This is a genomic window from Ahrensia sp. R2A130 (assembly GCF_000179775.1).
GTDB lineage: Bacteria > Pseudomonadota > Alphaproteobacteria > Rhizobiales > Rhizobiaceae > Pseudahrensia.
Genome location: NZ_AEEB01000022.1, coordinates 294,632 through 321,310 on the forward strand (window position 1 = coordinate 294,632; position 26,679 = coordinate 321,310).

At 58.0% G+C, this 26,679-nt stretch carries 23 protein-coding genes; 15 read left to right on the top strand and 8 right to left on the bottom strand.

The annotated features are described in order from the left end of the window. The first annotated feature begins 2 nt into the window (after positions 1 to 2). The 12 genes from sdhD (at position 3) to R2A130_RS14840 (ending at position 12,842) form a co-directional block, all read left to right on the top strand. Entirely contained in the window at positions 3 to 413 is a 411-nt protein-coding gene (gene sdhD, locus R2A130_RS14785; RefSeq protein ID WP_009758611.1) for a succinate dehydrogenase, hydrophobic membrane anchor protein, read from the top strand. 153 nt (positions 414 to 566) lie between these two features. Then, positions 567 to 2,375: a succinate dehydrogenase flavoprotein subunit gene (sdhA, locus tag R2A130_RS14790; protein WP_009758613.1), complete on the top strand. Its 1,809-nt coding sequence runs from the start codon at positions 567 to 569 to the stop codon at positions 2,373 to 2,375. Between the two features lie 15 nt (positions 2,376 to 2,390). After that, a complete protein-coding gene (locus R2A130_RS14795) occupies positions 2,391 to 3,470 on the top strand; it encodes a DUF4062 domain-containing protein (RefSeq protein WP_009758614.1) in 1,080 nt (359 codons plus the stop codon). 99 nt (positions 3,471 to 3,569) lie between these two features. Beyond that, the gene (locus tag R2A130_RS14800) at positions 3,570 to 4,568 is read left to right on the top strand and encodes an ABC transporter substrate-binding protein (protein ID WP_009758615.1); all 999 of its coding nucleotides are present in this window, start codon (positions 3,570 to 3,572) and stop codon (positions 4,566 to 4,568) included. Positions 4,569 to 4,589: 21 nt separating this feature from the next. Beyond that, positions 4,590 to 5,357 carry an ABC transporter ATP-binding protein gene (locus tag R2A130_RS14805; RefSeq protein ID WP_009758616.1) on the top strand — a complete coding sequence of 256 codons (768 nt, stop codon included), beginning with the start codon at positions 4,590 to 4,592 and terminating at the stop codon, positions 5,355 to 5,357. Between the two features lie 7 nt (positions 5,358 to 5,364). Then, entirely contained in the window at positions 5,365 to 6,183 is an 819-nt protein-coding gene (locus R2A130_RS14810; RefSeq protein ID WP_040306250.1) for an ABC transporter permease, read from the top strand. A gap of 129 nt (positions 6,184 to 6,312) precedes the next feature. Next, complete coding sequence (locus R2A130_RS14815) at positions 6,313 to 6,765, top strand: CreA family protein (RefSeq protein WP_247869282.1); 453 nt, start codon at positions 6,313 to 6,315, stop codon at positions 6,763 to 6,765. A gap of 139 nt (positions 6,766 to 6,904) precedes the next feature. Further along, a complete protein-coding gene (locus tag R2A130_RS14820) occupies positions 6,905 to 7,690 on the top strand; it encodes a succinate dehydrogenase iron-sulfur subunit (RefSeq protein ID WP_009758619.1) in 786 nt (261 codons plus the stop codon). Positions 7,691 to 8,655: 965 nt separating this feature from the next. After that, complete coding sequence (locus R2A130_RS17790) at positions 8,656 to 10,182, top strand: calcium-binding protein (RefSeq protein ID WP_009758620.1); 1,527 nt, start codon at positions 8,656 to 8,658, stop codon at positions 10,180 to 10,182. A 156-nt stretch (positions 10,183 to 10,338) separates the two neighbouring features. Continuing rightward, a complete protein-coding gene (locus R2A130_RS14830) occupies positions 10,339 to 11,466 on the top strand; it encodes an App1 family protein (protein ID WP_009758621.1) in 1,128 nt (375 codons plus the stop codon). Between the two features lie 3 nt (positions 11,467 to 11,469). Beyond that, a complete protein-coding gene (locus R2A130_RS14835) occupies positions 11,470 to 11,946 on the top strand; it encodes a TerB family tellurite resistance protein (RefSeq protein ID WP_009758622.1) in 477 nt (158 codons plus the stop codon). 146 nt (positions 11,947 to 12,092) lie between these two features. After that, complete coding sequence (locus R2A130_RS14840) at positions 12,093 to 12,842, top strand: glutamine amidotransferase (protein WP_009758623.1); 750 nt, start codon at positions 12,093 to 12,095, stop codon at positions 12,840 to 12,842. Between the two features lie 13 nt (positions 12,843 to 12,855). Here R2A130_RS14840 and R2A130_RS14845 read toward each other — a convergent pair whose 3' ends face one another. The 3 genes from R2A130_RS14845 to R2A130_RS14855 form a co-directional block, all read right to left on the bottom strand. Further along, positions 12,856 to 13,848 (bottom strand): permease, encoded by a 993-nt coding sequence (locus R2A130_RS14845; protein ID WP_009758624.1) that lies wholly within the window; start codon positions 13,846 to 13,848, stop codon positions 12,856 to 12,858. Positions 13,849 to 13,962: 114 nt separating this feature from the next. After that, a complete protein-coding gene (locus tag R2A130_RS14850) occupies positions 13,963 to 14,277 on the bottom strand; it encodes a helix-turn-helix transcriptional regulator (protein WP_009758625.1) in 315 nt (104 codons plus the stop codon). A 113-nt stretch (positions 14,278 to 14,390) separates the two neighbouring features. Then, positions 14,391 to 15,020, bottom strand: coding sequence for a LysE family translocator (locus R2A130_RS14855; RefSeq protein ID WP_009758626.1), 630 nt, complete (start codon positions 15,018 to 15,020; stop codon positions 14,391 to 14,393). 175 nt (positions 15,021 to 15,195) lie between these two features. Between R2A130_RS14855 and R2A130_RS14860 the strand changes: the two genes are divergently transcribed. Further along, positions 15,196 to 16,332: a diguanylate cyclase gene (locus tag R2A130_RS14860; protein ID WP_009758628.1), complete on the top strand. Its 1,137-nt coding sequence runs from the start codon at positions 15,196 to 15,198 to the stop codon at positions 16,330 to 16,332. An 81-nt stretch (positions 16,333 to 16,413) separates the two neighbouring features. Here R2A130_RS14860 and R2A130_RS14865 read toward each other — a convergent pair whose 3' ends face one another. After that, the gene (locus R2A130_RS14865; protein WP_009758629.1) at positions 16,414 to 17,031 is read right to left on the bottom strand and encodes a DUF3047 domain-containing protein; all 618 of its coding nucleotides are present in this window, start codon (positions 17,029 to 17,031) and stop codon (positions 16,414 to 16,416) included. Positions 17,032 to 17,284: 253 nt separating this feature from the next. Next, a complete protein-coding gene (locus R2A130_RS14870; RefSeq protein ID WP_009758630.1) occupies positions 17,285 to 17,860 on the bottom strand; it encodes a peroxidase-related enzyme in 576 nt (191 codons plus the stop codon). A 76-nt stretch (positions 17,861 to 17,936) separates the two neighbouring features. Here R2A130_RS14870 and R2A130_RS14875 point away from each other — a divergent pair, with 76 nt between their 5' ends. Beyond that, complete coding sequence (locus R2A130_RS14875; RefSeq protein WP_009758631.1) at positions 17,937 to 22,685, top strand: NAD-glutamate dehydrogenase; 4,749 nt, start codon at positions 17,937 to 17,939, stop codon at positions 22,683 to 22,685. Between the two features lie 18 nt (positions 22,686 to 22,703). Here R2A130_RS14875 and R2A130_RS14880 read toward each other — a convergent pair whose 3' ends face one another. Both R2A130_RS14880 and R2A130_RS14885 read right to left on the bottom strand, forming a co-directional pair. Beyond that, positions 22,704 to 23,180: a cyclic nucleotide-binding domain-containing protein gene (locus tag R2A130_RS14880; RefSeq protein WP_009758632.1), complete on the bottom strand. Its 477-nt coding sequence runs from the start codon at positions 23,178 to 23,180 to the stop codon at positions 22,704 to 22,706. 8 nt (positions 23,181 to 23,188) lie between these two features. Continuing rightward, positions 23,189 to 23,872, bottom strand: a complete 684-nt coding sequence (locus R2A130_RS14885) for a response regulator transcription factor (RefSeq protein ID WP_009758633.1) — start codon at positions 23,870 to 23,872, stop codon at positions 23,189 to 23,191. A 110-nt stretch (positions 23,873 to 23,982) separates the two neighbouring features. Here R2A130_RS14885 and R2A130_RS14890 point away from each other — a divergent pair, with 110 nt between their 5' ends. Then, positions 23,983 to 24,504 (top strand): L,D-transpeptidase, encoded by a 522-nt coding sequence (locus R2A130_RS14890; protein WP_009758634.1) that lies wholly within the window; start codon positions 23,983 to 23,985, stop codon positions 24,502 to 24,504. 333 nt (positions 24,505 to 24,837) lie between these two features. Here R2A130_RS14890 and typA read toward each other — a convergent pair whose 3' ends face one another. Then, positions 24,838 to 26,667, bottom strand: a complete 1,830-nt coding sequence (typA, locus tag R2A130_RS14895; protein WP_009758635.1) for a translational GTPase TypA — start codon at positions 26,665 to 26,667, stop codon at positions 24,838 to 24,840. Between the last annotated feature and the right edge of the window lie 12 nt (positions 26,668 to 26,679).

The following is a 26,679-nucleotide window of genomic DNA, read 5'->3' on the forward strand; positions in this document are numbered from 1 at the left end:
GCATGGATCAAGATTTCCGCACCCCGCTGTCCCGCGTTCGTGGCTTGGGCTCGGCCAAGGATGGCACACAGCATTTCTGGCACCAGCGCCTTACCGCGATGGCCAACCTGGTTCTCATCACGTTTTTCGTATGGACCGTGGTCGCGCTGAACGGAGCGACATGGGAAGAAACTGTCGCATACCTTTCCAGCCCACTCGTCGCTATTGTGATGGTGATGGTGCTCGGTGCCGGTATCTACCACATGAAGCTCGGCATGCAGGTCATCATCGAAGACTACGTGCATGGTGCCGCCGGCAAGGCGTTGCTGATCGCGAATGTGTTTTTCGCGATTGCCATCGCAGCAGCCTGCGTTTTCGCGGTGCTGAAGCTGGGCTTTGGAACCGTCGTTCCGATAGTGCCGATCGCGAGCTAAATAAGAATACTGGCCCACTCTCGGAGCGGGCCGAACGACGAATTAGAAGCGGGCGACAAGATCGCGAAGAGCGGTCCGGCGAGAATCTCGCCGCCCCCGTGGAGCGCAGCGGCGAAGCCGCGACAGCGTGAACGCAAAAGAGAGACCGACCCGATGGCAACTGCCCAAACCAAAAAAGCCTACACCTTCATCGACCACACAGTGGACGTCTGCGTCGTGGGCGCGGGCGGCGCAGGGCTTCGTGCTACGCTTGGCGCGGCGCAGGCCGGGTTGAAGACGGCCTGCATCACCAAGGTTTTCCCAACGCGCTCCCACACGGTTGCAGCGCAGGGCGGCGTTGCGGCATCGCTCGGCAATATGGGCAAGGACACGTGGCAGTGGCACATGTACGACACCGTGAAGGGATCGGACTGGCTGGGCGACCAGGACGCCATCGAATATCTGTGCCGCGAAGCGCCCAAGGCGGTTTATGAACTCGACCATTTCGGCGTGCCGTTTTCGCGCACCGAAGAAGGCAAAATCTACCAGCGCCCGTTCGGCGGCATGACCACCGAATATGGCGAAGGCCCGCCCGCCCAGCGCACCTGTGCTGCCGCTGACCGCACCGGCCACGCCATGTTGCACACGCTCTACGGCCAGAGCCTGAAATATGACGCGGAATTCTACATCGAGTATTTCGCCATCGACCTCATCATGGAAGACGGTGCCTGCCGTGGCGTCATCTGCATGGACCTCGCCACCGGCGAGCTTCATCGCTTTCGCGCCCACAAAACCATTCTCGCCACCGGCGGTTATGGCCGCGCCTACTTCTCCTGCACGTCTGCCCACACCTGCACGGGTGACGGCAACGCCATGGTGCTGCGCGCGGGGCTGCCGTTGCAGGACATGGAGTTCATCCAGTTCCACCCAACCGGTATTTACGGTGCCGGTTGCCTCATCACTGAAGGCTCGCGTGGCGAAGGCGGCTATCTCGTCAATTCCGAAGGCGAGCGCTTCATGGAGCGTTACGCGCCCTCCGCCAAAGACCTTGCGTCCCGCGATGTCGTGTCCCGCTCCATGACCATGGAAATCCGCGAAGGTCGTGGCGTGGGCGCCAAGGGCGACCACATCTATCTCCACCTTGACCACCTCGACAGCGAACTGCTGGCCGAACGACTGCCCGGCATTTCCGAGAGCGCGAAAATCTTCGCCGGTGTCGACGTCACCAAGGAGCCGATCCCGGTCATCCCCACGGTGCACTACAATATGGGCGGCATTCCCACGAACTATCATGGCGAAGTGTTGACCAAGAAAGACGGCGACCCCGACAGCGTTGTTCAGGGCCTCATGGCCGTGGGCGAAGCCGCCTGCGTGTCAGTGCACGGGGCAAACCGTCTGGGTTCCAACTCCCTCATCGACCTCGTGGTCTTTGGTCGCGCGGCTGGCCTGCGCTGTCAGGAAACCGTGACGCCGGGCCAAAGCCACGCGCCGCTGCAGGAAGGTTCCAGCGACCTCGCCGTCTCCCGCCTCGACCATTTCCGCCACGCCGATGGCGGCACGTCGACGGCTGAACTGCGCGACGCCATGCAGGAAACCATGCAGACCAATTGCGCAGTCTTCCGCACCAGCGAAATTCTCGAAGAGGGTCAGAAGAAGATCGCCGATGTGTGGTCCGGCACCGACGATATTTCCGTCACCGACAAGGGCATGATCTGGAACACCGATCTGGTGGAAACGATGGAGTTCGACAACCTCATCAGCCAGGCCGCCGTAACCGTGGAATCAGCTGCCGCCCGCAAAGAAAGCCGCGGCGCCCACGCCCACGAGGATTTCCCCGACCGCGACGACAAGAACTGGATGCACCACACGCTGGCTTTTGCCGACGACGACAAAAAGAAAGTCGATTTAGGCGCCCGCCCCGTCCACACCTACACGCTGTCCAACGAGGTGAGCTACATCAAGCCGAAGGCTCGGGTGTACTAAGGCCCGACGCATTCAATGAAAAAGTATGAAGTTTTTATTAGCTCAACGTTCAAGGATTTGAGGAAAGAACGTCAGGCAGTACAGGATGTAGTGATTAGAGCCGGAGATTTTCCAGTTCAGATGGAATCTTTCCCAGCCTCAGATCAGGAGCAATTTGAATATATCAAAACACTGATCGATAGTTGCGATTACTATGTTCTGATAATTGCTGGTCGGTATGGAACACAGAGCAAAGCGGGTTTGAGCTACACGCACCGCGAGTATCAATATGCTGTATCTTCCGGCGTCCCTGTCCTCGCATTCATCCACGGCAATTTGCCGTCCATATCTGCGAAAAAATCCGAAACGACTTTAGACGGAAAAGCGGCGCTACAGAAATTTATTGGCGAAGTAGAGAAGGGTCGACTTCGGCGCAGTTGGACGGATATAGGAAGTTTAAAACTCGCAGTACGAGAAGCATTGGATCATGCGAAGGCAATTTCACCTCGTACCGGTTGGGTTTCAGCTGCGACAGTATCCAGTGCTGACGTCCTCGCTGATTTGCATTCATTTCGCAAAGAGAATGACAGGCTGAAAGCGCAAGTCGGTGAACTAATCATAGATTTCCCTCTTCCAGACATTCCGAGTCCAACGGACACCTTTGGATGTAATATCGGACCTGTGGCACCTTCGGGATTTGCAACACAACAAGGTTCCTTTTTCTCAGTCCGAATAAATTGGACCGATATGTTTATTCACTTCCATAGGAACCTCTCTTGGAGCTCTAACGATTGGAATGGTGAGGATTACTATTACGTGAATGAGGAGGAATCGATGACTGCGATAGGTTCAAGTATAGCAAAAACGATTGATCCTATGATCTCTGAAAATCTGTTTTCCATATTCAAAGCAGACTTTGATCGGATCAAGAGCTATTATTTGGAGGCCGGTCTTTTTACGGAAGCCGGCGGTCAGCCTTTTACGGAAATGGGAAACAAAATTTCTCGTAGGCAACAGATCTCGGGGAATTCAGACTCGTCCTTAGAAATTGTCAGCGGCACTCTCAAGGTATCCCCAATCTCAGTTGCGGAAGCCGACGACGACATTCCGTTTTAAGAAGCATTTTCCGGCGTACGAAATTACTAGATTAGGAGTCGTTTGTATCGCGGAAGTTCAGTAAGTATCCTCCTTACACACTCTGGGAGGAACCACACCATGACCAACATCACCCGCCGCACGGCCATCGCTGGCTTGTCCGCAGCCGCTACGCTGCCGATTATCGGCTCGCCTGCATTCGCGCAGACGAAGACCAAGCTTACCGTTGGCGCATTGCGCTTTACGTCTCATGCAGCGTCGTTCGTCGCCAAGGAGCGCGGCTATTTCGATGAGGCTGGGCTCGATGTGGACTTCGCGTTCTTTCAGGCAGCCCAGCCCATGGCCGTGGCGATTGCCTCCGGCGACGCCGACTTTGCGGTGACCGCGATTTCCGGTGGCCTCGTGTCGCTGGCGCAGAAGGATGCGGTGCGTGTTATCGCCGGAGCGTTGCGTGAAGAAAAAGGCGTCGACGGCCAGAAGATCCTCGTCTCCGACGCTGCCTTTCAAGCCGGTGTAAAAACCCCGAAAGACCTCGACGGCAAGGCATGGGCGGTCACGCAGGCCGGCTCGTCCTTCCATTACATGGGCTCCAAAATTGCCGCCGCCGAAGGCGTGACGCTGGAGTTCAAACCGCTCCAGAAGGTCGGCGCGATCATCGGCGCGTTGAAGTCCGGTCAGGTGGACGCATGGTCCATCGTGCCCCACATTGCCAAGCCGCTGTCCGGCGGCGGCGCGGTGCACATCATCGGCAATGTGGCCGACTACCTGCCCGATTATCAGGTCACCACCGTCTTTACGTCGAAGGCCACCGCAGAAGGTGAAGAGGAAAAAGCCCGCGCCTTCCTCGCCGCATTCCAGAAGGGTGCCGACGATTTCAACGCAGCGCTGGTGGACAAAACCGCAGGCGACGAGGCGGCTGAAGACATGGTCAAACTGATCCACAAATACGTCTATACCGACCGCCCATACGAGAAGGCCAAGCCTTCCATCGTGAACGGCGCGATGCGCATCACCACCGAGATGAACAAGGCCAGCGTCGACGACCAACTGGCCTGGTACGACAGCGAAGGCTTGGTGACCGGGGACATGTCCATGGTGGTGGACGGGCGCTACCTCTAGCGCCCGACTGCGGGCGACCCCGTGCATCTGCGCGTCGAAGGCCTCACCCACTCCTACGGTGAGCTGACGGTTCTCGACGACATCACGCTGGATATTCCGGCGGGGCAGATACTCTGCCTCGTTGGCCCATCCGGCTGCGGAAAATCCACCCTGTTGCGGATGATCGGCGGGCTGGAAAAACCCGATGCCGGTGCCGTGATGGCGTTGGACAAACCGCCCGCCACGTCGCTCAACCCGCTCACCTACATCTTTCAGGATTTCGCCCTGCTGCCGTGGCGAACGGTGGAAGGAAATGTGGCTCTGGCTTTGGAGCATCACGACATCACGGCGGCTGAACGCACCGAGATCATCACTGACGTTCTGGCCCGCACGAGACTATCGGACTTCGCCAACGCCGTGCCCAGACAACTTTCAGGCGGCATGAAACAGCGCGTCGCCATCGCCCGTGCGCTGGCTGTGCGCCCTGCCGTCATGTTGATGGACGAACCGCTTTCCGCGCTGGACGCCCAGACGCGGGAATTGCTGATGGACGATCTCGTCGGCCTGTTCGAGCGCACACCATTCACCGCCATTTACGTGACGCACAATCTCGACGAGGCCGTGCGCCTCGGCCACCGCATTGCCATCCTGTCACGCCGTCCGGGGCGGGTGCGCGAGGTGGTGGAAATCGACACGCCTTTGTCACAGCGCAGCATGACGGACCCGGCGCTGGCCGAAGCGCGCGACAAGCTGTGGAACGCCATGCGCCGCGAGGCGATGGAAGCCGATCTGGAGCTTTCCGATGCGTGAGGGGCCGATGCGTGAGACGAGCAAACCAACGACCACTAAAACTGCCGCCCCCATTGCCTACCGCGGCGGCGGCTTTGCCCCTAAGCCGGTCGTCTGGGCAGGCGCTGCACTATTGATCGGCTTGCTCGTGCTTGCCGAAATCGGAACGCGCACCGGCGACATTTCCGCGCTCACCCTTCCTCGCCCTTCCGCAGTTTGGAACACATTCGTGGAATTGTGGACGTCCGGCCTGCTGTTCAAACATCTCGTTCCCTCACTGACACGCCTTGCCGTCGGTGCGTTTTTCGGTGTGCTGGCAGGCGTCGCGGTTGGTGTTGCGATCGGTCTGTTCTCGCTGGCGCGCGGTGCGCTTGTTCCGCTGGTCGCCGCCATCTTTCCCATTCCCAAAATCGCGCTTCTGCCGCTCTTCGTCATCTGGTTCGGCATTGGCGAAGGGTCGAAATACGCGCTCATCGCCTTCGGCACCTTCACCCCCACCGTGGTCGCCACCTATGGCGCGGTGGATGCAGTGGACCGCACACTCATCCGCATGGGCCAATCGTTCGGCCTGCCGTGGTGGAGCATCGTCCGCAAAATCGTTCTGCCCGGCGCGTTGCCCGGCATATTGTCCGGCCTGCGCGTGTCGCTGGCCATCGCCATCATCCTGCTGGTGGCCGCAGAGATGTTGGGCGCGACCTATGGCATTGGCGCCTATATTCTGGAAGCCGGCAGCCTCTACGATCTGGAGCGGCTGTTCGCGGGCGTCACCATTCTATCGCTATTGGGCCTGCTGGTCTCGTGGGCCATCGGCCGTATTGAACGTCGTTTCCTCGCCTGGCGGTCTTAAAACGCATCAGTTTCGCACTATCTAGGAGCCATTATGCTCCTCAACGCGTTGTCGGGGAAAGAAAACCGTTTTGATCGGGATTGACCCATGAAACTGACCGCTATCGCCACTTTGGCAACCGCCACCGCCATGACCTTCATGCCAGCACTTTGCGCCAACGCCGAAGAAGTTGGCGAAGTTGGCGTCGATTGGACCGGCAACGACATCATCATCGAAGCCATTGCCGACCCCAAAGTGAAGGGCATCACCTGCCACGTGACCTATTTCGAACGTGGCATAATCGACCGCCTGCGCCGTGGCGATATCTTTCAGGACCCGTCCAACAACTCCATCGCCTGCCGCCAGACAGGCCCGCTGATGATCGGTGATATCGAGGAAGATGAAGGCGGCGAAGAGGTGTTCTCCCAGCGCCAGTCCCTCATCTGGAAGTCGGTCAAGGTCACACGCGTTTATGACAAAAAGAACAAAACGCTGATCTACCTCACCCACGCCAACCAGGTGCAGGACGGTTCAGCGAAGATGTCGATCTCCACCGTTCCGCTCTACGGGCAGGACGTGACGTGGGAAGACGGCCGCAGCTAGCGCGCAACTCTCATCTGCCTTCGGCTCGACTACAGCCTCAACTGCGACCCTAACTGCGACGAAGGCACGGCTTGCATGTGCCGCGCCATCGTTGCATTCCAGTACAGCACCCAAATTCACTCCGGGTCGGGAGCCCCTGATGGTCGAACTCGTACTGCCCAAGAATTCTAAAATCGAAGACGGCAAGGTTTGGACGCAAATTGCATCCGATCAAAAAGCTCCCGGTCGCGAGTTCAAAATTTACCGTTGGTCGCCTGATGATGACCGCAACCCGCGCGTCGACACTTACACTGTGAACACAGACGATTGCGGCCCCATGGTTCTCGACGCGCTGCTTTGGATCAAGGCCAATGTCGATCCGACACTGACCTTCCGCCGCTCATGCCGCGAGGGCATTTGCGGCTCCTGTGCCATGAACATCGACGGCACCAACACGCTGGCCTGCACCAAGGGCATGGCCGAAGTATCGGGCGCTGTAAAAATCTACCCGCTTCCGCACATGCCGGTGGTGAAAGACCTCGTGCCCGACCTCACGAACTTTTACGCTCAGCACCGCTCCATCGAGCCATACCTGAAAACGGTAACGCCGAAGCCGGAAAAAGAGTGGAAGCAATCGCCGGAAGACCGCGAGAAACTCGACGGTCTTTACGAGTGCATCCTGTGCGCCTGCTGCTCCACGTCCTGCCCGTCCTACTGGTGGAATGGCGATCGATATCTTGGCCCGGCAACGTTGCTGCAAGCCTATCGCTGGCTCATCGACAGCCGCGACGAAGCTACCGGCGACCGGCTCGACAACCTCGAAGACCCATTCCGCCTCTACCGTTGCCACACGATTATGAACTGCGCGCAGGCTTGTCCCAAAGGCTTGAACCCCGCCAAGGCAATTGCGGAAATCAAGAAGATGATGGTGGAACGTCGCGTCTAAACGCGGTTTTCAGCCTACCCTTGCCATCTGCCCCAAGCGCCTATGTCGCCCCAGCGCAGGCGGGGAACTACTTATCCGCGAGACGTGGCAGTGGTTGGGTTCGGTATGTTGACTGCTGGGAAGCATGGGCGTCTGCTTTTTCTGCCACGTTTCGTTGCGAAGTGGGTCCCCGCCGGAGCCTGTCCTCGGGCTTGACCCGTGGGCGGGGATGACATGGGAGTGTGGGTTGCGGACGAGCCAAAACATCGACCCGTCTTCCGACGTCCGAACGGGGAGCAGGCGGCGAAGAGCCGCCCGGGGCTAATGCCCTGCGCCCGCGCAGCGAAGGCCCCTTGGGGCCGACAGCGTGAGCGCAACAAGGTGTCGCCGCTTTGGCTGCGCCAAAGCGCAAGCGACCCCGTAAAACATGAGCCAGCGGGACGAAGAAGTCTGCCGTTAGCCTGTAGTCTCAGGCGAAAAGGCATGACACCTTCGCCCCGCTCGATCCTGCTGCAGATGTGTCTCAACACCATTCCCGTCACCTCCCCGAACATGAGAACCCGAAAGTCCCCATCGGCCTTGCCCTCGGCCCGCCATTGCTGACGTTCGACGTCCGGTCCCGAAGCTGTTGTGGCAGCCCTGCCGGTGCGACATAGAGCTCCGCCCGCTTGCGACCGTTAAGCGCGCGCGACGGAAGGATCGCTTTCACGCAGTCATCAGGTCGGTCCGGACGACCGGCTCATGCGCGAAAGAAAGGGCAGTATGCAGCCGGTTTGAAAGTGCGGGGAGAGATTTTCTGAAGCTCCGCACGCAGCAAGGGTCGCAACAGTTGCTTAACCATGAGTGCAACCCACCCGCCTGATTAAAGGAGTTCCGTAAGCCATTCGGGCAATTCTGCGATGGAAAGCGCAGGGTCAGGCTGCAGGACATGGGAGTCCGGCAGACGCCACCTCTTCGCAGGGTACAAGGCCAAGGGGTTAATCGCTATGGATCTGAACGTCACATTCAACGAGGGCGAAAACTATATCGTCGACATTGTTGGCCTGTTGGGAAAAAGCGATTTCTTCCCCGTTGTCACGATCACAAGTGTGATCTGGCAAAGTTTTGCCGACACCTTGAATGGCGCGACCACCGTAAGCGACGGACAAACGAACCGCGACCTCGTTGACGGTCCGGTGGGAACGAATGTCGGCACCTCCCTTATGAACGGCCAAGGCCGCGTAGAGCTAACAGCTGATTTCACACGTCTTACAGAACTAGACGCTGGCAACGGCGCGGTGAGCGGAGCGAACGGGGAAACTGCAAGCCATAACCACAGCAGTTTTGTCTATAATTACGCGTTGAGCGACGGCACCACAGGACGTCTTGATGTGCGGGTAAACGGTGTCGATGACGGCGGCGACCACATGCAAGCCATCGGCAACGCCAATGCAGAGTACGAGACGGGCGATGGTGACGACATGATCACCGACCTTGCCGGCGACGGCAGACTGATTGGCGGACAAGGTGCCGACGCGATGATAGGTGGCGCAGGCAATGACGTCTACGACGTGGAGAACATCGGCGACACAGTCATCGAACAGGCAATCAATGGCGGAACCGACACCGTCTATTCAACGCTCTCCCACACGCTGGCCGATAACGTTGAAAACGTCATCCTGAAATTCGGCGACAACCTAGATGCAACCGGCAACGATCTGACCAATCTGCTGGCCGGCAATGCCGGGGCCAACACGCTTGATGGCAGGGGCGGAACAGACATGATGTTAGGTTCCGGCGGCAATGATACGTACATTATCGACCAATCGGACCTCATCATCGAATATGCTGGCGAGGGCAATGATACGGTACGGGCCGATTTCGACTACACGTTACTCGACCATTTTGAGAACCTGGAAATGGGGCTTCAGGCCAACATTGGCACAGGCAACGCGCTTGCCAACACAATCACCGGTAATGACGGCAACAACATCTTGGACGGCGGTGCCGGAACCGACATTCTCATCGGCGGTGCAGGTGATGACATCTATATCCTCGACAACTCCGCAGATCTGGTCACCGAAACAGATCAAGGCGGCACGGACACCGTCATGTCATCTGCCGATATTCATCTGTCGGCAAATGTGGAAGCGCTGGTGCTGACCGGCAATGCCGTGACAGGCTGGGGCAACGACCAGTCCAACCACCTGTACGGTAATGACGGCGTTAATGTTCTGTTTGGCAGAGGCGGTTCGGACTACATGGTCGGTGGCGAGGGTGACGACATTTTCATCATTGTAGCCGAGGACGGCGCCGTGGATGTGATTGGCGACTTCACCGGGGCAGGCGTGGCCGGTGGTGACCGTCTTGGCTTTTCCGCAGCCGATTTTGGCAGGGACGGCGTTGTCAAACAGTTGTCGCAGACCTCATTCGAGGTGGCCTCTGCAGATGGCTCCGTCACACAACAATTCATCCTCACGAATATGGAAGAGGGTAACGGCGGCTTGGAACCTGACGACTACTATTTTGATTAGGCGTTCCTGATACCGGCATAAGTCAGGGCTTGCGGCTAGTTGGAAAGCTGCGTTGAATTAGCGACGAGAAGGCGCACCAACCTCATCGAGCGCCTGACGATGCAGCGTATTAACCCCGCACTGCAACCAATATCCCGTCTCGAACATTTGTTCTGCATGACAAGTCAAAAAGCATCCACAATCCAGAGCGCCGTTTTACTTGCAGAACGCAGTTGGGACCGTATCAAACGCCGCGCCAGCGATAGGCTGGGATTCAACGGCACAGCCATCATCCAGCCCTATCGCGGTATCGGCGACTCCAAACGCTTCTGGATTCGCGGTCGTGTGCTGGAAGACCCGGGCATCGTCACCGCCATTCAATCGGACTCGCTGTGGACAAATCTTCGCCACACGTTTCGACGCTACGAAACTGATGAGATTCCCGGCGCCACCGTGCAGTGGAGTTTCGGCAGTCAGACCGGCGAGGTGGTGACGGACGACGAAGGTTTCTTCGATTTCACCATTCACCCCGGCAATGATTTCGACCCCGGTGCCGACTGGCAGAATGTGCAGCTGAAATTGCTGGAAGCGCCGAATTTTGAACTGCATCCACTGGGCGCTGCGGTGCAGGTGCGAACGCCCTCACCCCAAGCACGATACGGCATCATTTCCGATATCGACGACACCATCGTCTACACCGGTGCGACGAATTTTGTGAAGCACTGGCGCACTGTGGTGGCGAATTCCGCAGAGAGCCGTCAGGTCTATGACCATCTGCCGGAATTCTACGACGCGCTCACCGATGGTGCAGCTGGTGCGATGACGAATCCAATCTATTTCGTTTCATCCTCACCGTGGAACCTGTTCGATCTCTTCGAGCGCTTCATGATCCTGAACGGAATTCCGCTTGGCCCCATGCTACTGAAGGATTTCGGCCTCGAACAAGGCAAATGGCTGACCGGCGGTCATGACGGACACAAAACGAAGATGATCGAGCGTGTGTTCGACGCCAACCCCGATCTGAAGTTCGTACTTGTGGGTGATAGCGGCCAGCGCGATGCTGAAATTTACTCAGGCATCGCTGAAAAGCACACCGACCGTATCCGCGCCATCGTCATCCACGACGTGACGCCCGACGATCGCGATGCCACCATCAAAGACGCGCTGGAGAAAGTGGAGAAGTTGGGCATCCCGGTCGTTTATACCGATTCCTACCGCACAGCTCACGATACGTTCATGGAAGAAGGCTTGCTGCCAGAAGCAAGGCCGCGCAAAATCGCTAACATAGATCACAAGGCTTCCTGACCCATGCTCGACACTTTGAAAAACTTCCTCACCGGTCTGGGTGAAACCGACACTATGACCGAAGAGCGCCCGCCGCTGGACAAGAAATTGTCGGCAGCAGCCCTGATGGTTCACGTCATCGTGGCCGATGGCAAAATTACCGATGCCGAGGAAAAACGCCTCAACGAGGTGCTGGGGGAGCACTATGCCGTGGGCGAAGGCGATGCCCGCAAGCTGGCGGAAGCCGCCAAGGACGCCCAAAGCGAGGCCGTTGATCTCTACGGTTTTACATCGATCCTGAAAGCGCAGATGAGCGATGATGAACGTCTCGCACTCATCGAAGACCTTTGGGAAATGGTCTATGCGGACGGCAACGTTCACGAGTTCGAGGACAATGTTGTGTGGCGGGTCGCAGAATTGCTCGGCATCGGATCGCGCGAGCGCATGGTGCTGAAACAACGGGTGAAAGCCCGTCTGGATGGAACCGCGCCTGCGACATAGGCACAGAGCTGGAACGCCCGCGCAGTCAGTGGGCTGACACGCCCGCCAAGCTGTTGTAATCTCGGTTGCTACACCGCCCGCCAACAAGCAATGTCGAGAGGGGATCGGGGTACGGGTCATAGGTCCGCGCCCTACACTGAAAAATCGTGACGTCGAACCGCATTCTCATCATTTTGCATCAGGAAAGTTCCACCCCGGGCCGTGTCGGCCAACGGCTGGTGCAGCGTGGTTTTGAGCTGGATATCCGCCGCCCACCGTTGGGCTGCGAGCTGCCGGAAACGCTGGACGACCATGCCGGAGCAGTCATGTTCGGCGGCCCCATGAGCGCCAACGACCCCGAAGAATTCGTAAAGCGTGAGACCGACTGGCTGGCCGTGCCGCTGAAAGAAAACCGCCCTTTCTTTGGTATCTGCCTCGGTGCGCAAAAGCTGGTGCGCCATCTGGGCGGCAACGTAACGAGCCATCCTGAAGGTCAGGTGGAGGTCGGTTACTATCCGCTACACGCCACCCCCGAAGGCAAGGCGCTGTTGGACTGGCCGGAGATGATTTACCAATGGCACCGCGAGGGTTTCGATCTGCCCGATGGTGCGGTGAAGCTGGCCGGCGGTGAAGTCTATCCCAACCAGGCCTTCCGCTACGGCGACAACGCCTATGCCGTGCAATTCCACACCGAACTTACGCTGGCCATGATGTGCCGCTGGTCCGTCAAAGGTGCCGAACGCATGGTCATGCCCGGCGCTCAAAACCGTCGCCAACACATGGAAGGCCGCATGCGCTACGACGCTCCTGTCAGCAAATGGCTGGACGATTTTCTCGATCTATGGATCGGGACCGCCGATGATCGCGTGGAAGGGAGAACAGAAACGATCCCCCCGCGCAACGCCCGCGCTGCCTAGTCCTTCGGCCCGCTTAGGTTGAGAGCCAGGCTTGAAACAGCAGTCCTGACGCGAGTGATCCTGAAAGCGCCAGACCAACATACAGTGCAAAGACCGCACGCTTGGCCAACGCCCACACCGCGATAGCGGCAGGGAGCGAAGTTACGCCGCCCGCGACCAGGAAGGCCAAACCTGCCCCCGGGGCCATGCCCTGCTCCACCAAACCGGAAACCAACGGCAGCGCAGCATAGCCATTGAGATAGGCAGGCACACCCACCAGTGTTGCGATCAACACCGACACGACGCCTTCACCACCAACGGCCTGAGCGACCCATTCTGCCGGTACGAAAGCGATCATCAGCGATTCCAGAACGAAGGCCAATGCCAACCACTTGAGCAGAAAAAGCGTCGTCTTCAACCCTTCGCGGGCGAATTTTTCGCGCCGTTCGCGATCATGCCAAAACGCCCAGACGGGAGGTTTGGGATTGCGAACGCTCGATGCGCCACAGCCGCCATTGCCTATGCCGTCACGCAATGGATCGGCGAAAGCACCTGCCCGCGTTAGTGCCAGCGTGATGTACCCGCCAAACACGCCGAGCCCGACCGCAGCCATCGTTTTGGCGATGGCAAATTCCGGTCCCAGCACACCTGCGGTCAACACGAACATGGAGGGGTCGATGACGGGCGATGCCAGCCAGAAAGCCATGACGGCAGATAGCGGAACGCCCATCGCGAGCAGTGCTGCAATGAGCGGAATGACACCGCAAGAGCAAAAGGGCGACAACCCGCCAAACGCTGCAGCGACCAAAATCATGACCACCGGCGATCCGGTGAATGCCCGTGCTATAAGACTGTCCGCACCGGACGCACCGGCATAAGCAGCCAAGCCGATGGACAACAGCAGATAGGGTGCCGTCTCCACCAGCGCGCGAATGGCGAAAGCGAAACTCTCCACTCCCTGCGTTGGATTGAATACGGCGATGATCGCAAGAATGGCTGCGGTGACAAGCCATACACGCTCGTTCATCCACACGTGTCGCGTGATCGTTGTGCCCTGTCGGGATAGTCGAATAACAGCTCCAGTCATTACTATATCTTTAGATTTGTAGTTATTTTTGAGAAAAGAAATACAGAAACCTGTTCATGCTGCGCCCTCGCGTATCAACTCGACACCGTGGCAGCACTCATCGGTAAGGAAACTCACCACGCTATTCATGGTCACGTAATTGGCACGGTTGACTATCTCACGTCCCCGCCGCTCCTGAGTCACCAAATCTGCGGTTACCAGAGTGCGCAAATGATGGGCCAGCGTGGAAAGTGGAACCTTGGTGTGGTCGGCAATATCACCAACAATCAACCCGCCCTCACCAGCGCGCACCAGCAAACGATAAACATCCAACCGAGCCTCATGGCCCAGTGCCGCAAGCGCGCGCGCAGTGTTTTGGTTCTTGTTCATTCAACTTATATAACTAGAAATATAGTTTTATTCAAGAGCTGAATTTAGCAACGTAATTAGTGGCGGGGCTGGAGTGAGGTCTCAGCAGGCGCAACAAGCACCTAACCGCTGCACTATTTCTGCGGCTCAAAATCCTTGCTGGCCAGCAGCGCCGCTGCCCCCATCATCAGTATTCCGCAAACGCGGTTCATCATGCCCGTCGAAAACGATTTGATGCGCTCTGCTGAATGAACCGCGAGATAGCCCCAGAGCAATAAAATGATGCCGTCGACAACCAGATAGGTAGCGCCAAGCACGGCCACCTGCGGTAAGACCGGCAGAGCGGGATCAATAAACTGCGGAAACAGAGCGGCAAAAAAGACGACCGCGTAGGGGTTAGCGCTCGATGTGAAAAAGCCCTGCCGAAACAAGGCACCTGCAGATTTTCGCGGTGTATTGGCGGCGCGGAGGTCAGCGGGTTTGCTCAAAAACAGCTGCAAACCAATCCACCCAAGATAGGCGACACCCAACCACTTGATGATGGTGAAGGCTGACGCTGACGTTGCGATAATGGCAGCAAGGCCAAAGGCGGCGGCCAACATCTGCAAAACATTGGCAGACAAATCTCCAAACACCGTCCAAAGCGAACGCCTCAAACCGTGCTGGATACTGTTCGACATGATCAGCAATTGGCTGGTGTCTGGCGGTGTCGCGAAGAAGGCTGCAACAGCGGCGAGATAGATAATGTATGTTTCCCATGTCATGCCATCATATTCTCACATTTTTTCCAGCCGCATAACCGGCGTCACCACACTGTTTCGAAAAACGGAAATTCCTGCGTCCACAAGCGTCGAACGCGTCCTGTAAAATCCGCTCTATCTTCTTAACCACACATTACCGCCCAACCCCCAATATCTTCTAACGATAGGGAGGTCCGGGATGGACTGGATTACATTTGCAGCCTCTGCGGTGAACGTCACTGCAGCATGTATGTTTCTTGGCGCGTGGTTTTTCACGCGGCAGAGCGCGTTCGTATCGTTCACATGCGGGTATGGCCTGTTCGCAATCAGTTTTGCACTGTTTGCCCTGAAAGAGCACGCCAGCGGCTTGCTGCATCTGGGCAATACCGCAATGATTGTCGGCACATTGGTCTCAGCATATGGGTTGGCCCAACGCGGGAAATGGGCAGTCGCGTGGAAACCCGTTGGCGCATTGGCGGTTTGGGGGCTCGTCGGCAACGCGGCAAGCTTTTTCCTGGATGACACCAGCTTGCGTTTCGTCGCGCTCTACACATCGCTCGGCTTGATGTACCTGCTGGTGGCCTATGCCGGACAGCAGGCAAAAGCGCGCTTCCCCGTCGAGCGCGTTTTGGTGATCGTGCTTTACGTCGTGGCTGCGTTGCTGCTTGCCAACCCGCGCTTGCTCAGCAGCCTATTGCCCAATCTGTTGCCAATGGAAATCGCGTATAACACCTGGCCAATTTACGCGGTGGTTTGGATCATCGTGTCGCAACTGCTGGCTGGTACAACCATCGCTTTGTCGATGCGCGACGTCATCGTTAGCGCAAGGCAGGAGGCGGAAACGGACGCTCTGACGGGTCTGGCCAACCGCCGCGCCTTTGATCGCGCCATTCAGCGGCAGGGTCGCAAGGATGATCTGGCAGCGCTGGTGATGATCGATATCGATCATTTCAAACGCATCAATGACAGCTTCGGCCACGACGAAGGTGACCGCTGCATCGCACTTGTAGCCGGCCTCATCGCGCAAGCCGCGCCAGAAGGCACACATGCCGTAAGACTGGGCGGTGAAGAGTTTGCAGTGCTGGTGAACGATGGCGGCGTGGCGACCGCTTCCGCAGTCGCCCAAAACATTCACAACAACATCCGCCAAGCCACCCGCCCGCTCAACTTCACCGTCAGCATAGGGGTGTCAGAAGGCCCCCGCGACGTGCTCTACAAACGAGCCGATGAAGCGCTGTATCAGGCGAAGAATGATGGGCGTAACAAGACGTGTGTTTGGGAGGGGCGTGGAGAGTATGAAGCGGCGACTTCACAGGCAGATACTGTCCGGACGTAAACACCCTAGGAAAACGAGCCAGAAATTCTGCGTCTGTCTTTGCGACACAAGAAATCAGCGAGGCGGCACTATACCAACCGGCTATCCCAACACCCATTCGCTGACCTGCGCTTGAACACGGCTACCCGAATTTTCGCTGTTGGATGAAATGGCCAGCGCCACCAGATTGCTCATTTCGACACCGAATACCCGCTGGAAGTCGCTTGCCAGATCCACACTTTCGCGGAATTCGCCCGCTGCTGGCCGCCGCTGCACAATATTGCGCAACCGGCCCGATGCTTGCGGGCTGGGAACAACAGTACCCTGCGGATTGTTGCCGCCCCATGTGTACATGAGCACCTGCACATTGCGATTGCGCATGAGGCTGGAAATACCGGTGCCAGGACGGATGCGCCCCGCGACTCTATCGGAGGCATTGACGAAGAACACACCCAAATTGCGGTCATCATTATCGGTGTCGCTCAGGTCAGACGGTGGGACGGAATTGTCCACCCGCCATGTCCATTCGGCACTGCGGCTGTCAAACAGATCAGACGGCAAAATGCGATATAAGATCGAGGACGTGCCTTCGGCAATAACGGTCACGGCGTTATCTGCAGTGTTGAACGTGTTGGGTTTAAGGCTGCGAAATTTTAGATGCTCCCAGCCATTATTAAAGGAGATCGTATTAGCACGTGCTACGTTTGGAATGGCGGCCATGGCCAGTGCTCCTAAACCAAGAGAAAGGGTGGTTCGGCGGGTCAGATGAGAAGACATGCACAATCCGTTCAGCAAGTGTGTTCTGCCGAAGGATACGTGGGAAATATGTCAAACGTTTCGACTTTCCGCTCACTCTTCTGTGAGGGCATAAAAGCAAGTGCCCAAACATTTGGAATGGGCTCTTTCAGACCTCCATCGTCGCAAAATTGAATTTATCGAACAGGTTGATCGGCAGCCCCCCTCACCGCGCCAATTATCGAACTTGCCCGTGATACTCATCATTCGGCCTCATATCGGTCGCGGTCGCCACTCTATTCGTCATGTTGAAGAAGCCGGTGACGTTGGCGATGTCCCAGATGTCCCGGTCGCTCCAGCCTGCATCGCGCAAAGCCTGCCGGTCGGGTTCGTCCACTTCGCTTGCGTGCGCCGTTAGCTTGTGGGCGAAATCCAGCATGGCGCGATCTTTGGGGTCGAGGTCTGCCGCGCGAAAGTTCATCACCAGCATTTCACCCAGCGCAGGATCACCGGAAAGCTCCCGCACAGCAGCGCCGTGGGCGGTGAGGCAGTAAAAGCATTTGTTGTGGGATGACACGACGACCGCAATCATCTCGCGCTGCAATTTGGTCAGTCCACTCGCGCCGAGCATCAGGTCATTATACAACGCGGTGAAGCTGTTCAGCTTTTCAGCGTTGAAGGAATAGGCCTTCAACACATTGGGCACGAGGCCCAGTTTCTCTTTGCAAATGCTGAAATAGCGCTCCGTACGCTCCGAAAGCGGTTCGTCCGCCTCAAAATCGAGCGAAATCACATCGTTATGTGGGTTTTTCATCCCTTTATCCCTTCACGCAAGCCATCATTGGTGCAACCGTCACCATCCGCTTTAGCGCACCCTTGAAGGATCGCCCATGCCCCGTCCGGCTTCCCCACGCACCAAACGCCTCATCACCAAGCTGACGAAGGGGTTGAATGAGGGGGTGGCGGAATTTGCACGGTCGCTGTTTGCCGCCACTCCGGCGGAAGATCTCGACAGCCTTGATGCGGGCCAACTGGAAGCCTTGAGCAAACAAGCCAAGGCTGTCTTCGGCGGCAAAGGCACCAAGGTCACGGTGAAAGTGGCAGACGATACAGGGCCGGACGGCATCTGGCACATCACCGTCGCCACTCCCAACAAGCCCTTCATTCTGGACAGCGTTTTGGGTGAGCTGGCCGTGCGCGGGGCGGACGTTCAACTGGTGGCCCACCCCGTGATGGATGGCCGCTCTGTTATGGCCATCGCTGCCCGCGTGCCAGGTGGCATGGCGACGACCAAAATGGAAAAGGCGATCCACGGCGTGGTCGATCAGGTGACAGCGGTCACCGAAGACTGGAAGCCCATGGTCAAACGGCTGACGGAAACTGTCAGCACCTTCCGCGAAACACCGCCGCCACTGCCCGCACCGCGCATCGCGGAAGCCATCCAGTTTCTCGAATGGTTGATGGACAACAACTTCACCCTCATGGGCCTGCGCCACTACCACTACGAGGGCAGCGAGAAGAAGGGGAATTTGGTACCGGTGAAGGACTCCGGCCTCGGCCTGCTGCGCGACCCCGACGCCCATGTGATGACCCGCGCCGGCAAGGGCGTGGTTATGACGGAACAGATCCGTGAATTTCTGTTTTCAGAAGACGGGCTGATCGTCACCAAGGCCAACATCCAGACCAGCGTCCACCGCCGCGCCTATATGGACTACATCGGCATCAAGCTGTTCGACGATGACGGAAATCTCGATGGCGAACTGCGCCTCGTCGGCCTGTTCACGTCCACCGCCTACACAAAATCCGCGTCCTCTATTCCGCTGCTGCGCCACAAGGTGGATGCGGTGCTGGAGAATTTCGACGCCGATCCAACCAGCCATTTCGGCAAGGCGCTGACCAACATTCTAGAGACATGGCCACGCGACGAGATGTTCCAGACAGACGTGGAACAACTGGCGGAATTCGCCGCCATCGCCGCCCAGTTGGAAGAGCGCGTCCGCATTCGGGTTCTGTCCCGCGTTGATCGTTTCGGGCGTTTCGTTTCCGTCATCGCCTATGTGCCGCGTGATCGTTACGACACATCTGTGCGCTCGCGCATGGGCGACCATTTTGCCGACGTTTATGATGGCCGCGTCTCGGCCTTCTATCCGGCCTTCCTCGAAAACGGACTGGTGCGCGTCCACTTCATTATCGGTCGTGACGAAGGTCTGGCACCGGAAGTCTCCCGCGACGAGCTGGAAGCAACGCTAACTGCCATGACGCGCACTTGGCGTGAGCGCGTTGCGGAAAAGGCCGGCAGTGTGGAAGGGTTGGACGAGGTTGAATTCTCCTCAGCATACCGCGAGGTAAAATCAGCAGACCGCGCACTGGCCGATATGGCCGCCGTGCGCGCGCTGGAAAATGCCGGTGAGATCGGCACAGACTTTTCCGCTCCTGATGAGACCGGCCGTCTCGGTCTGCGCCTGTTCCACCTCGACGAGGCCATTCCCCTTTCCCGCCGCGTTCCACTGCTGGAAAATCTTGGCTTTTCCGTCATCGAAGAAACGACGTGGGAAGCAAAACGCAGCGATGGCGGCAACGTCTTCATTCACGACATGGTGCTGGTGGATGCCAGCTATGACGCGGATGCAGACTTTCCCGAAGAGCAGTTGGAAGACACACTCCACGCCATCTGGTCCGGCCAGACGGATGATGACGAGTTCAACGCAATCGTGTTGCGCACCGGCCTGACATGGCGAACCGCCACCATGTTCCGCGCCTATGCACGCTACGCGCGGCAGATCCGCTCCGGCTTCACCATCGGCTCCATGGCCCGCACATTGGCCGCCAATGGCGACATCGCCCGCCAGATTGCTAGCTACTTCACCCACCGTTTCGACCCCGCCACAAAAGCGCGGGGCCGTAAGGAAAAAGCCGACCGCGATGCAATCCGACAGGCGCTGGAATCCGTATCCTCGTCAGATGATGATCGTATCCTACGCAATTACCGCATGTTGATCGCCGCTACCCTGCGGACAAACTACTACACAGACGCGCTCATCCACCCCGACGAACAGGCGGGCGAAATGGACACGCCGGATGGCAAGTCACAGGAGCCGATTCCCGTTCCTGTGCTGGCGTTCAAATTCGATTGCGCCGCGATTTCCATCATGCCGCAGCCGGTGCCGTACCGTGAAATTTTCGTGTCCTCCCCTCGCGTCGAAGGCCTGCATCTGCGTTTCGGCCCGGTGGCCCGTGGCGGCTTGCGCTGGTCCGACCGCGCGCAGGATTACCGCACCGAAGTGCTGGGCCTCGTGAAGGCACAGCAGGTGAAAAACGCGGTCATCGTGCCGGTGGGCTCCAAGGGCGGTTTCGTGCCTAAGCACCTGCCACCATCGTCTGATCGCGATGCGTGGTTCAACGAAGGGCGCGGCGCGTATCGCGTGTTCATCGCCTCGCTGCTGTCGTTGACTGACAATCTGGTGGATGGCGATGTGGTGCCGCCCACCGACATGGTGCGCCATGATGGCGACGATCCGTATTTCGTGGTTGCCGCCGACAAGGGCACATCGACATTCTCCGACACCGCAAACGCCATCAGCCAGAGCCGCGATTTCTGGCTGGACGATGCTTTCGCATCAGGTGGTTCCGCCGGTTACGACCACAAAAAAATGGGCATCACCGCCCGTGGCGCTTGGGAAGCGGTCAAACGCCACTTCCGCGAAATGGAGCGCCCCGAACAGTGTTCGTGGGACATTCAGGAAGAAGAATTCACCGCGGGCGGTGTGGGCGATATGTCGGGCGACGTGTTCGGCAATGGCATGTTGTTGTCGAAGAAAACGCGCCTTATCGCAGCCTTCGACCACCGCGATATTTTCATCGACCCCAACCCGCAGGACGTCGCCGCCACATACAAAGAGCGCAAGCGGCTTTTCGATAAGGACCGTTCCAGTTGGCAGGACTACAAGACCGACCTGATTTCCGAAGGTGGCGGCATCTATTCCCGCAACGCCAAGGTCATTTATCTGTCGAAACAAGCAGCCGAAGCCTTGGATTGCGAAGCAGGCGAAATGACACCGCAGGACGTGATGACCGCTATTCTCAAAGCGCCAATCGACTTGCTGTGGTTCGGCGGCATCGGCACCTACATTCGTGCCTCGACCGAAAGCAACGCCGACGCCGGTGACCGTGGCAACGACCCAATCCGCATCACCGCAAAGCAAGTGCGCGCCAAGGTTATGGGCGAAGGCGCCAACCTCGGTCTCACCCAACCAGCCCGCATCGAGTTCAACATGCTGGGCGGGCGGTGCAATTCAGACGCCATCGACAACTCCGCAGGCGTGAACTCGTCCGACGTCGAGGTGAACATCAAGATCGCGCTGGCCGCTGCCATGAAGGCCAACAAGCTGACCCGTGGCAAACGCAACACGCTGCTGGAAAGCATGACGGAAGACGTCGCCGAACTCGTTCTGCGCAACAACTATTTGCAGACGCTCGCCATATCGCTTTCGGAACTGAAAGGCGAAGACAACCTCGCCCACCAGCAGCGCCTTATGCGGTCGCTGGAAGACCGCGACCTGCTGGACCGTGGTGTTGAAGACCTGCCGGACGACATGGAAATCGCAGAGCGGGCCAAGAACGGCACGCCGCTGACACGCGCCGAAATCGGCGTCTTATTGGCCTATGCCAAGATCGTGGCGCTGGACGACCTGGTGGCAACTGATGTGCCGGACGACGATTACCTGACTGACATGCTGTTCGGATATTTCCCCGAAGGGATGCAGAAAAAGTGGAAAGCGGAAATCGAAGGCCACAGGCTTCGCCGTGAGATCATCGGTACGGTGTTGGCCAATTCGATGATCAACCGTGGTGGCCCAACCTTCATCAACCGCGTGCAGGACCGCACCGGCGGCACAATCGCCACCGTCGCCCGCGCCTATACCGCCACACGCGACGCTTTCGACATGCCCCGCCTCAACGGCGAGATCGATGCGCTGGACGCGAAAATTGCGGGCGCATTGCAGTTGGAACTTTACGACCATCTAAAATCCCGCGTGGTGTCACAAACGGTCTGGTTCGCCCGTTACGGAGAATTTGGGAACGGCGTCGGCGACGTGGTGAAGCTCTACGGTTCAGCCATTTCGAAACTGTCGCCCAAACTGGAAGACATAGCGCCCGCCTTCATCGGCGACCGCATCCGTTCAGAAGCTGCGCGTTTCCAAGAAGGTGGCGTACCGAAAAAGCTGGCGCTTGAGATTGCCCGCATGCCGATCGCAGCGTTGATCCCGGACATCGTGCTGGCGGCAGAACGCTCCAACACCAGCCTGGATAAAGCGGCGAGGGCCTTCTTCTCGATCACCCACACATTCCGTGTTGGCCGCATCGTGGAAGCGGCACGAGCCATCGAGACGGCAGACTATTACGACGGTCTGGCGCTGGACCGTGCGATGCAAAGCCTGCACCGCGCCCGCCGCGATATCGTCACCGATATTCTGACCGACAAAAAGGCCAAGGGTGACGCCGATAAATGGTGTGAAGCCCACGCCGAAGAGGTGGAACGCACCACCGCACAATTGGAAACCATCGTGGAAGTGGACGGTGTCAGCGTCTCGATGCTGACAGTCGCCGCCAATGTGTTGGCCGATATGGCGCGGGGATGATCTGAAGACCGCCCCGATTTATTCGGGGCGGGCAGCTATCTCGTTGGCGTGATCGAGCTTGGCGCGGATACGTTCGAGCCGCGCCATGAACTCATCGACCGAACCTGCAATGCGCTGCTGAAGGATGGCAGCAAGCTCGGGATATTCTTCCAGCATCCGCCGGAACAACGGGCGTGGCACTTTCAGCACTTCGCTGTGTTCCACCGCCATTGCGGTATTGGCGCGCAACGTCGGCACGATGACAGCCATTTCGCCGATCAGCGCCCCTTGCTCCAACCGCATCGGTGGCTGGGAACCTTCTTCGGGGTAGAGATCAATTGCACCGGTGACGACGACATAAGCGCCATCGCTCTGCTCACCAGCACGAAACAACCGCGTCCCTGCCCCATAAGTTCGCGCCTCCGCCCCAAAGGCCAGAAGACGCAAAGCCTCACGGTCGAACCCCTCGAAGAGTTTGACGCGGGAAAGGAGACGGATGTCGGTATCGAGAGACATGTGCGCCCCTATGGCATCAACTTGTAGCCGCCGGCGTCGGTGACCAAGAGCACCGCATTCCCCGGATCTTTTTCGATCTTCTGGCGCAGGCGGTAGATATGGGTTTCCAGCGTGTGGGTGGTGACGCCGGAATTATAGCCCCAGACCTCTTCCAGCAGGATGTCACGGGTCACGACTTTGCGGTCGGCGCGGTAGAGATATTTCAGGATCGCCGTTTCTTTTTCGGTCAGGCGGACCTTGCTGTCATCGTCGTCGATCATGATCTTCTGCGCCGGACGGAACGAGTACGGTCCGATGGTGAAGACGGCATCTTCGGACTGTTCGTGCTGGCGAAGCTGGGCGCGGATACGGGCCAACAGCACGGCGAATTTGAACGGTTTGACGATGTAATCATTAGCACCGGCTTCGAGACCGAGAATCGTGTCGCTGTCGGTGTCGTGACCGGTGAGCATGATGATCGGGCTCTTGAAGCCGCCCTTGCGCAGCAGTTTCACCGCCTCGCGGCCGTCCATATCCGGCAAGCCCACATCCATGATGAGAAGGTCGGTGTGGTTATCGCGGGCCGCCGCGATGCCCGCCGATGCCGTCTGCTCCTGCTGGATTGTAAATTCTTCGTAGAGAGACAATTGTTCGGTCAGCGCCTCGCGCAAATCATTGTCGTCATCAACCAGCAAAAGCGTGCGTTCGGTCATAATAGTTGTTCCCAAATGGGGCTCGTATCGGCCTCTTCTCAACCAGCCAATCGTGGCGCAATCTGGTCTTTGTGTCGATTGCATGAAGAAGAAAGCGGGAACCTCCCAACATGTTGAACAGACTTTACGTCAAAACCCGACCCGGATGCAGTCAGCAAGGGCTGCTGCGGGCAGGCAATCGCGTACTGCCCTGCGCGCTTGGCCGGTCCGGAATAGTCAGTGCAAAACGTGAGGGGGATGGTGGAACACCGATTGGCGAGTTCCGGCTGATGCACGGCTATTTCCGTGCCGACCGTGGGCACACACCGCAAACACTGTTGCCAATGAGCCCGATCGAACCGACGGATGGCTGGTGCGATGCTGTTGGCGACCGCAACTACAACTGCCCCGTCCAACTGCCCTATCCCGCAAGCCACGAACTGATGATGCGCGACGATAGGCTGTATGATGTGGTGATCGTCATGGATTACAACATCACGCGCCGCATGAGCCGTGGCGGCAGCGCGATTTTCTTTCACATCGCAAAACCGGGCTATCCTCCAACGGAAGGGTGCGTGGCGATTTCACCGGCGGATATGGCGTGGTTGCTGCCGCAGATAGGGCCGCAGACCATAATGTTCGTTGGAGTTTGATTGCTCCAGTCGAGCCGATCAGACTTCCCGCAATGCTCTATTTGCAATAAACACCCTTGCGAGACCTGTGACAGCACAAGCCCGGGGGTGAGCCTCTGTCACAGTGAACACTGTGTTGACGATTGTTAGCGCCGTCGCCCGCGACCTGATGAGCTGCAAAAACTGCACCTGAATTGAATATAACAGCCGATAAAATGGCGGCTAACGTAAGCAGTGGTGTCAGGCGGGTACGTCGGATTTTCATGTTAAACCCATGTCGAAGGAAGCTTCTCTCCCTTCGACATTGATCATTCAACAGGCGGCTGTCACTTCCCCAAAATCGAGGGGTGCACGTTAACCAGCCGCAGCTTCTGCCTGATCGGCACGCATCTGGCGCTTGCGCTCGATAGGGTCGAGGATGCGTTTACGAAGGCGGATGTTTTCCGGCGTCACTTCCACAAGCTCACCATCGGTGATGTAGGACAGCGCCTTTTCCAGCGTCATCTTGATCGGCGGCGTCAGCTTCACAGCTTCATCCTTACCGGACGAACGCATGTTGGTGAGCTGCTTGCCCTTCAACACGTTGACCTCAAGATCGTTACCACGAGCGTGCTCGCCAACGATCATGCCCTGATAAACCTTGTCGCCGGGATGAATGATCATCGGGCCACGGTCTTCCAGGTTGAACATGGCAAAGGCCACCGCATCGCCATCGCCATTGGAGATGAGCGTGCCGTTGTTGCGCTGCGGAATATCGCCTTTGTAGGGCTGATAAGCGAGGAACGTGCGGTTGAAGATCGCGGTGCCGCGCGTGTCTGTCATAAGCTCCGACAGGTAGCCGATCAGGCCACGGGTGGGTGCGTGGAACACAAGGCGGGTGCGGCCTGTGCCGGAAGGCTTCATTTCCACGAGGTCGGCGCGGCGCTGGGAGAGTTTCTCAACGACAGCACCGGAGAATTCTTCATCGACGTCGATGATGGCTTCTTCAACGGGCTCAATCTTCTGGCCGTTCTCGTCTTCCTGCATCAACACGCGTGGGCGACCTACTGTGAGCTCGAAGCCTTCGCGGCGCATGGTTTCGATGACGATGGCCAGCTGAAGTTCGCCACGACCGGCGACTTCGTAAGCGTCTGAATTTGGAAGCTGCGTGACTTTTAGTGCAACGTTGCCCTCGGCCTCTTTCATCAAGCGGTCACGGATGACACGGCTTTGAACCTTGGAGCCTTCACGACCGGCAAGCGGGCCGTCGTTGACGCGGAAGGTCATGGACAGTGTCGGCGGGTCGATGGGCTGTGCGGGGATAGGCTCTTTGATGCCGGGCGCAACCAGCGTATCGGCGACGGTGGCCTTGGACAGGCCCGCGATGGAAACGATGTCGCCAGCGGTTGCTGAATCGACCGGCTTGCGGTCCAGACCTTCAAAGGACAGCACCTGCGTGATGCGGCCCTGTTCCACGATCTCGCCATCCTGGTTCAACGCATGGATCGACTGGTTCGGAACAGCGGTACCGGACATGATTTTACCGGTCAAAATGCGGCCCAGATACGGGTTGGCCTGAATGGTGGTGGCCAGCATGCGGAATTCGCCCTCTTCGATGGCGGGTTCCGGCACATGCTCCATCACGAGGTCGAGCAGTGGCGCCATATCGTCTTTGGGGCCGTCAGCATCCATCGCCATCCAGCCCTCTTTGGCGGAACCGTAGAGCGTGTGGAAATCGAGCTGATCTTCGTTGGCTTCAAGATTGCCAAACAGGTCGAACACTTCGTCCAACACCCAATCGGGGCGGCCGTCCGGCTTGTCGATTTTGTTGATGGCGACGATAGGACGCAGGCCAAGCTTCAAAGCTTTGGCGAGAACGAATTTCGTCTGGGGCATCGGGCCTTCGGCTGCGTCCACCAGAATGATGACACCGTCGACCATGTTGAGAATGCGTTCCACCTCACCGCCGAAGTCGGCGTGGCCGGGGGTGTCGACGATGTTGATGCGGTTGCCCTTCCAGGCAAGCGACGTGACCTTGGCGAGGATCGTGATGCCACGTTCCTTTTCAAGATCGTTGCTGTCCATGGCGCGTTCGTCCACCTGCTCGTTATCACGAAAGGTGCCGGACTGCTTGAGCAGAACATCAATGAGTGTGGTTTTGCCGTGGTCGACGTGTGCGATGATCGCAATGTTGCGAAGGGACATAAGAGCTGGCCT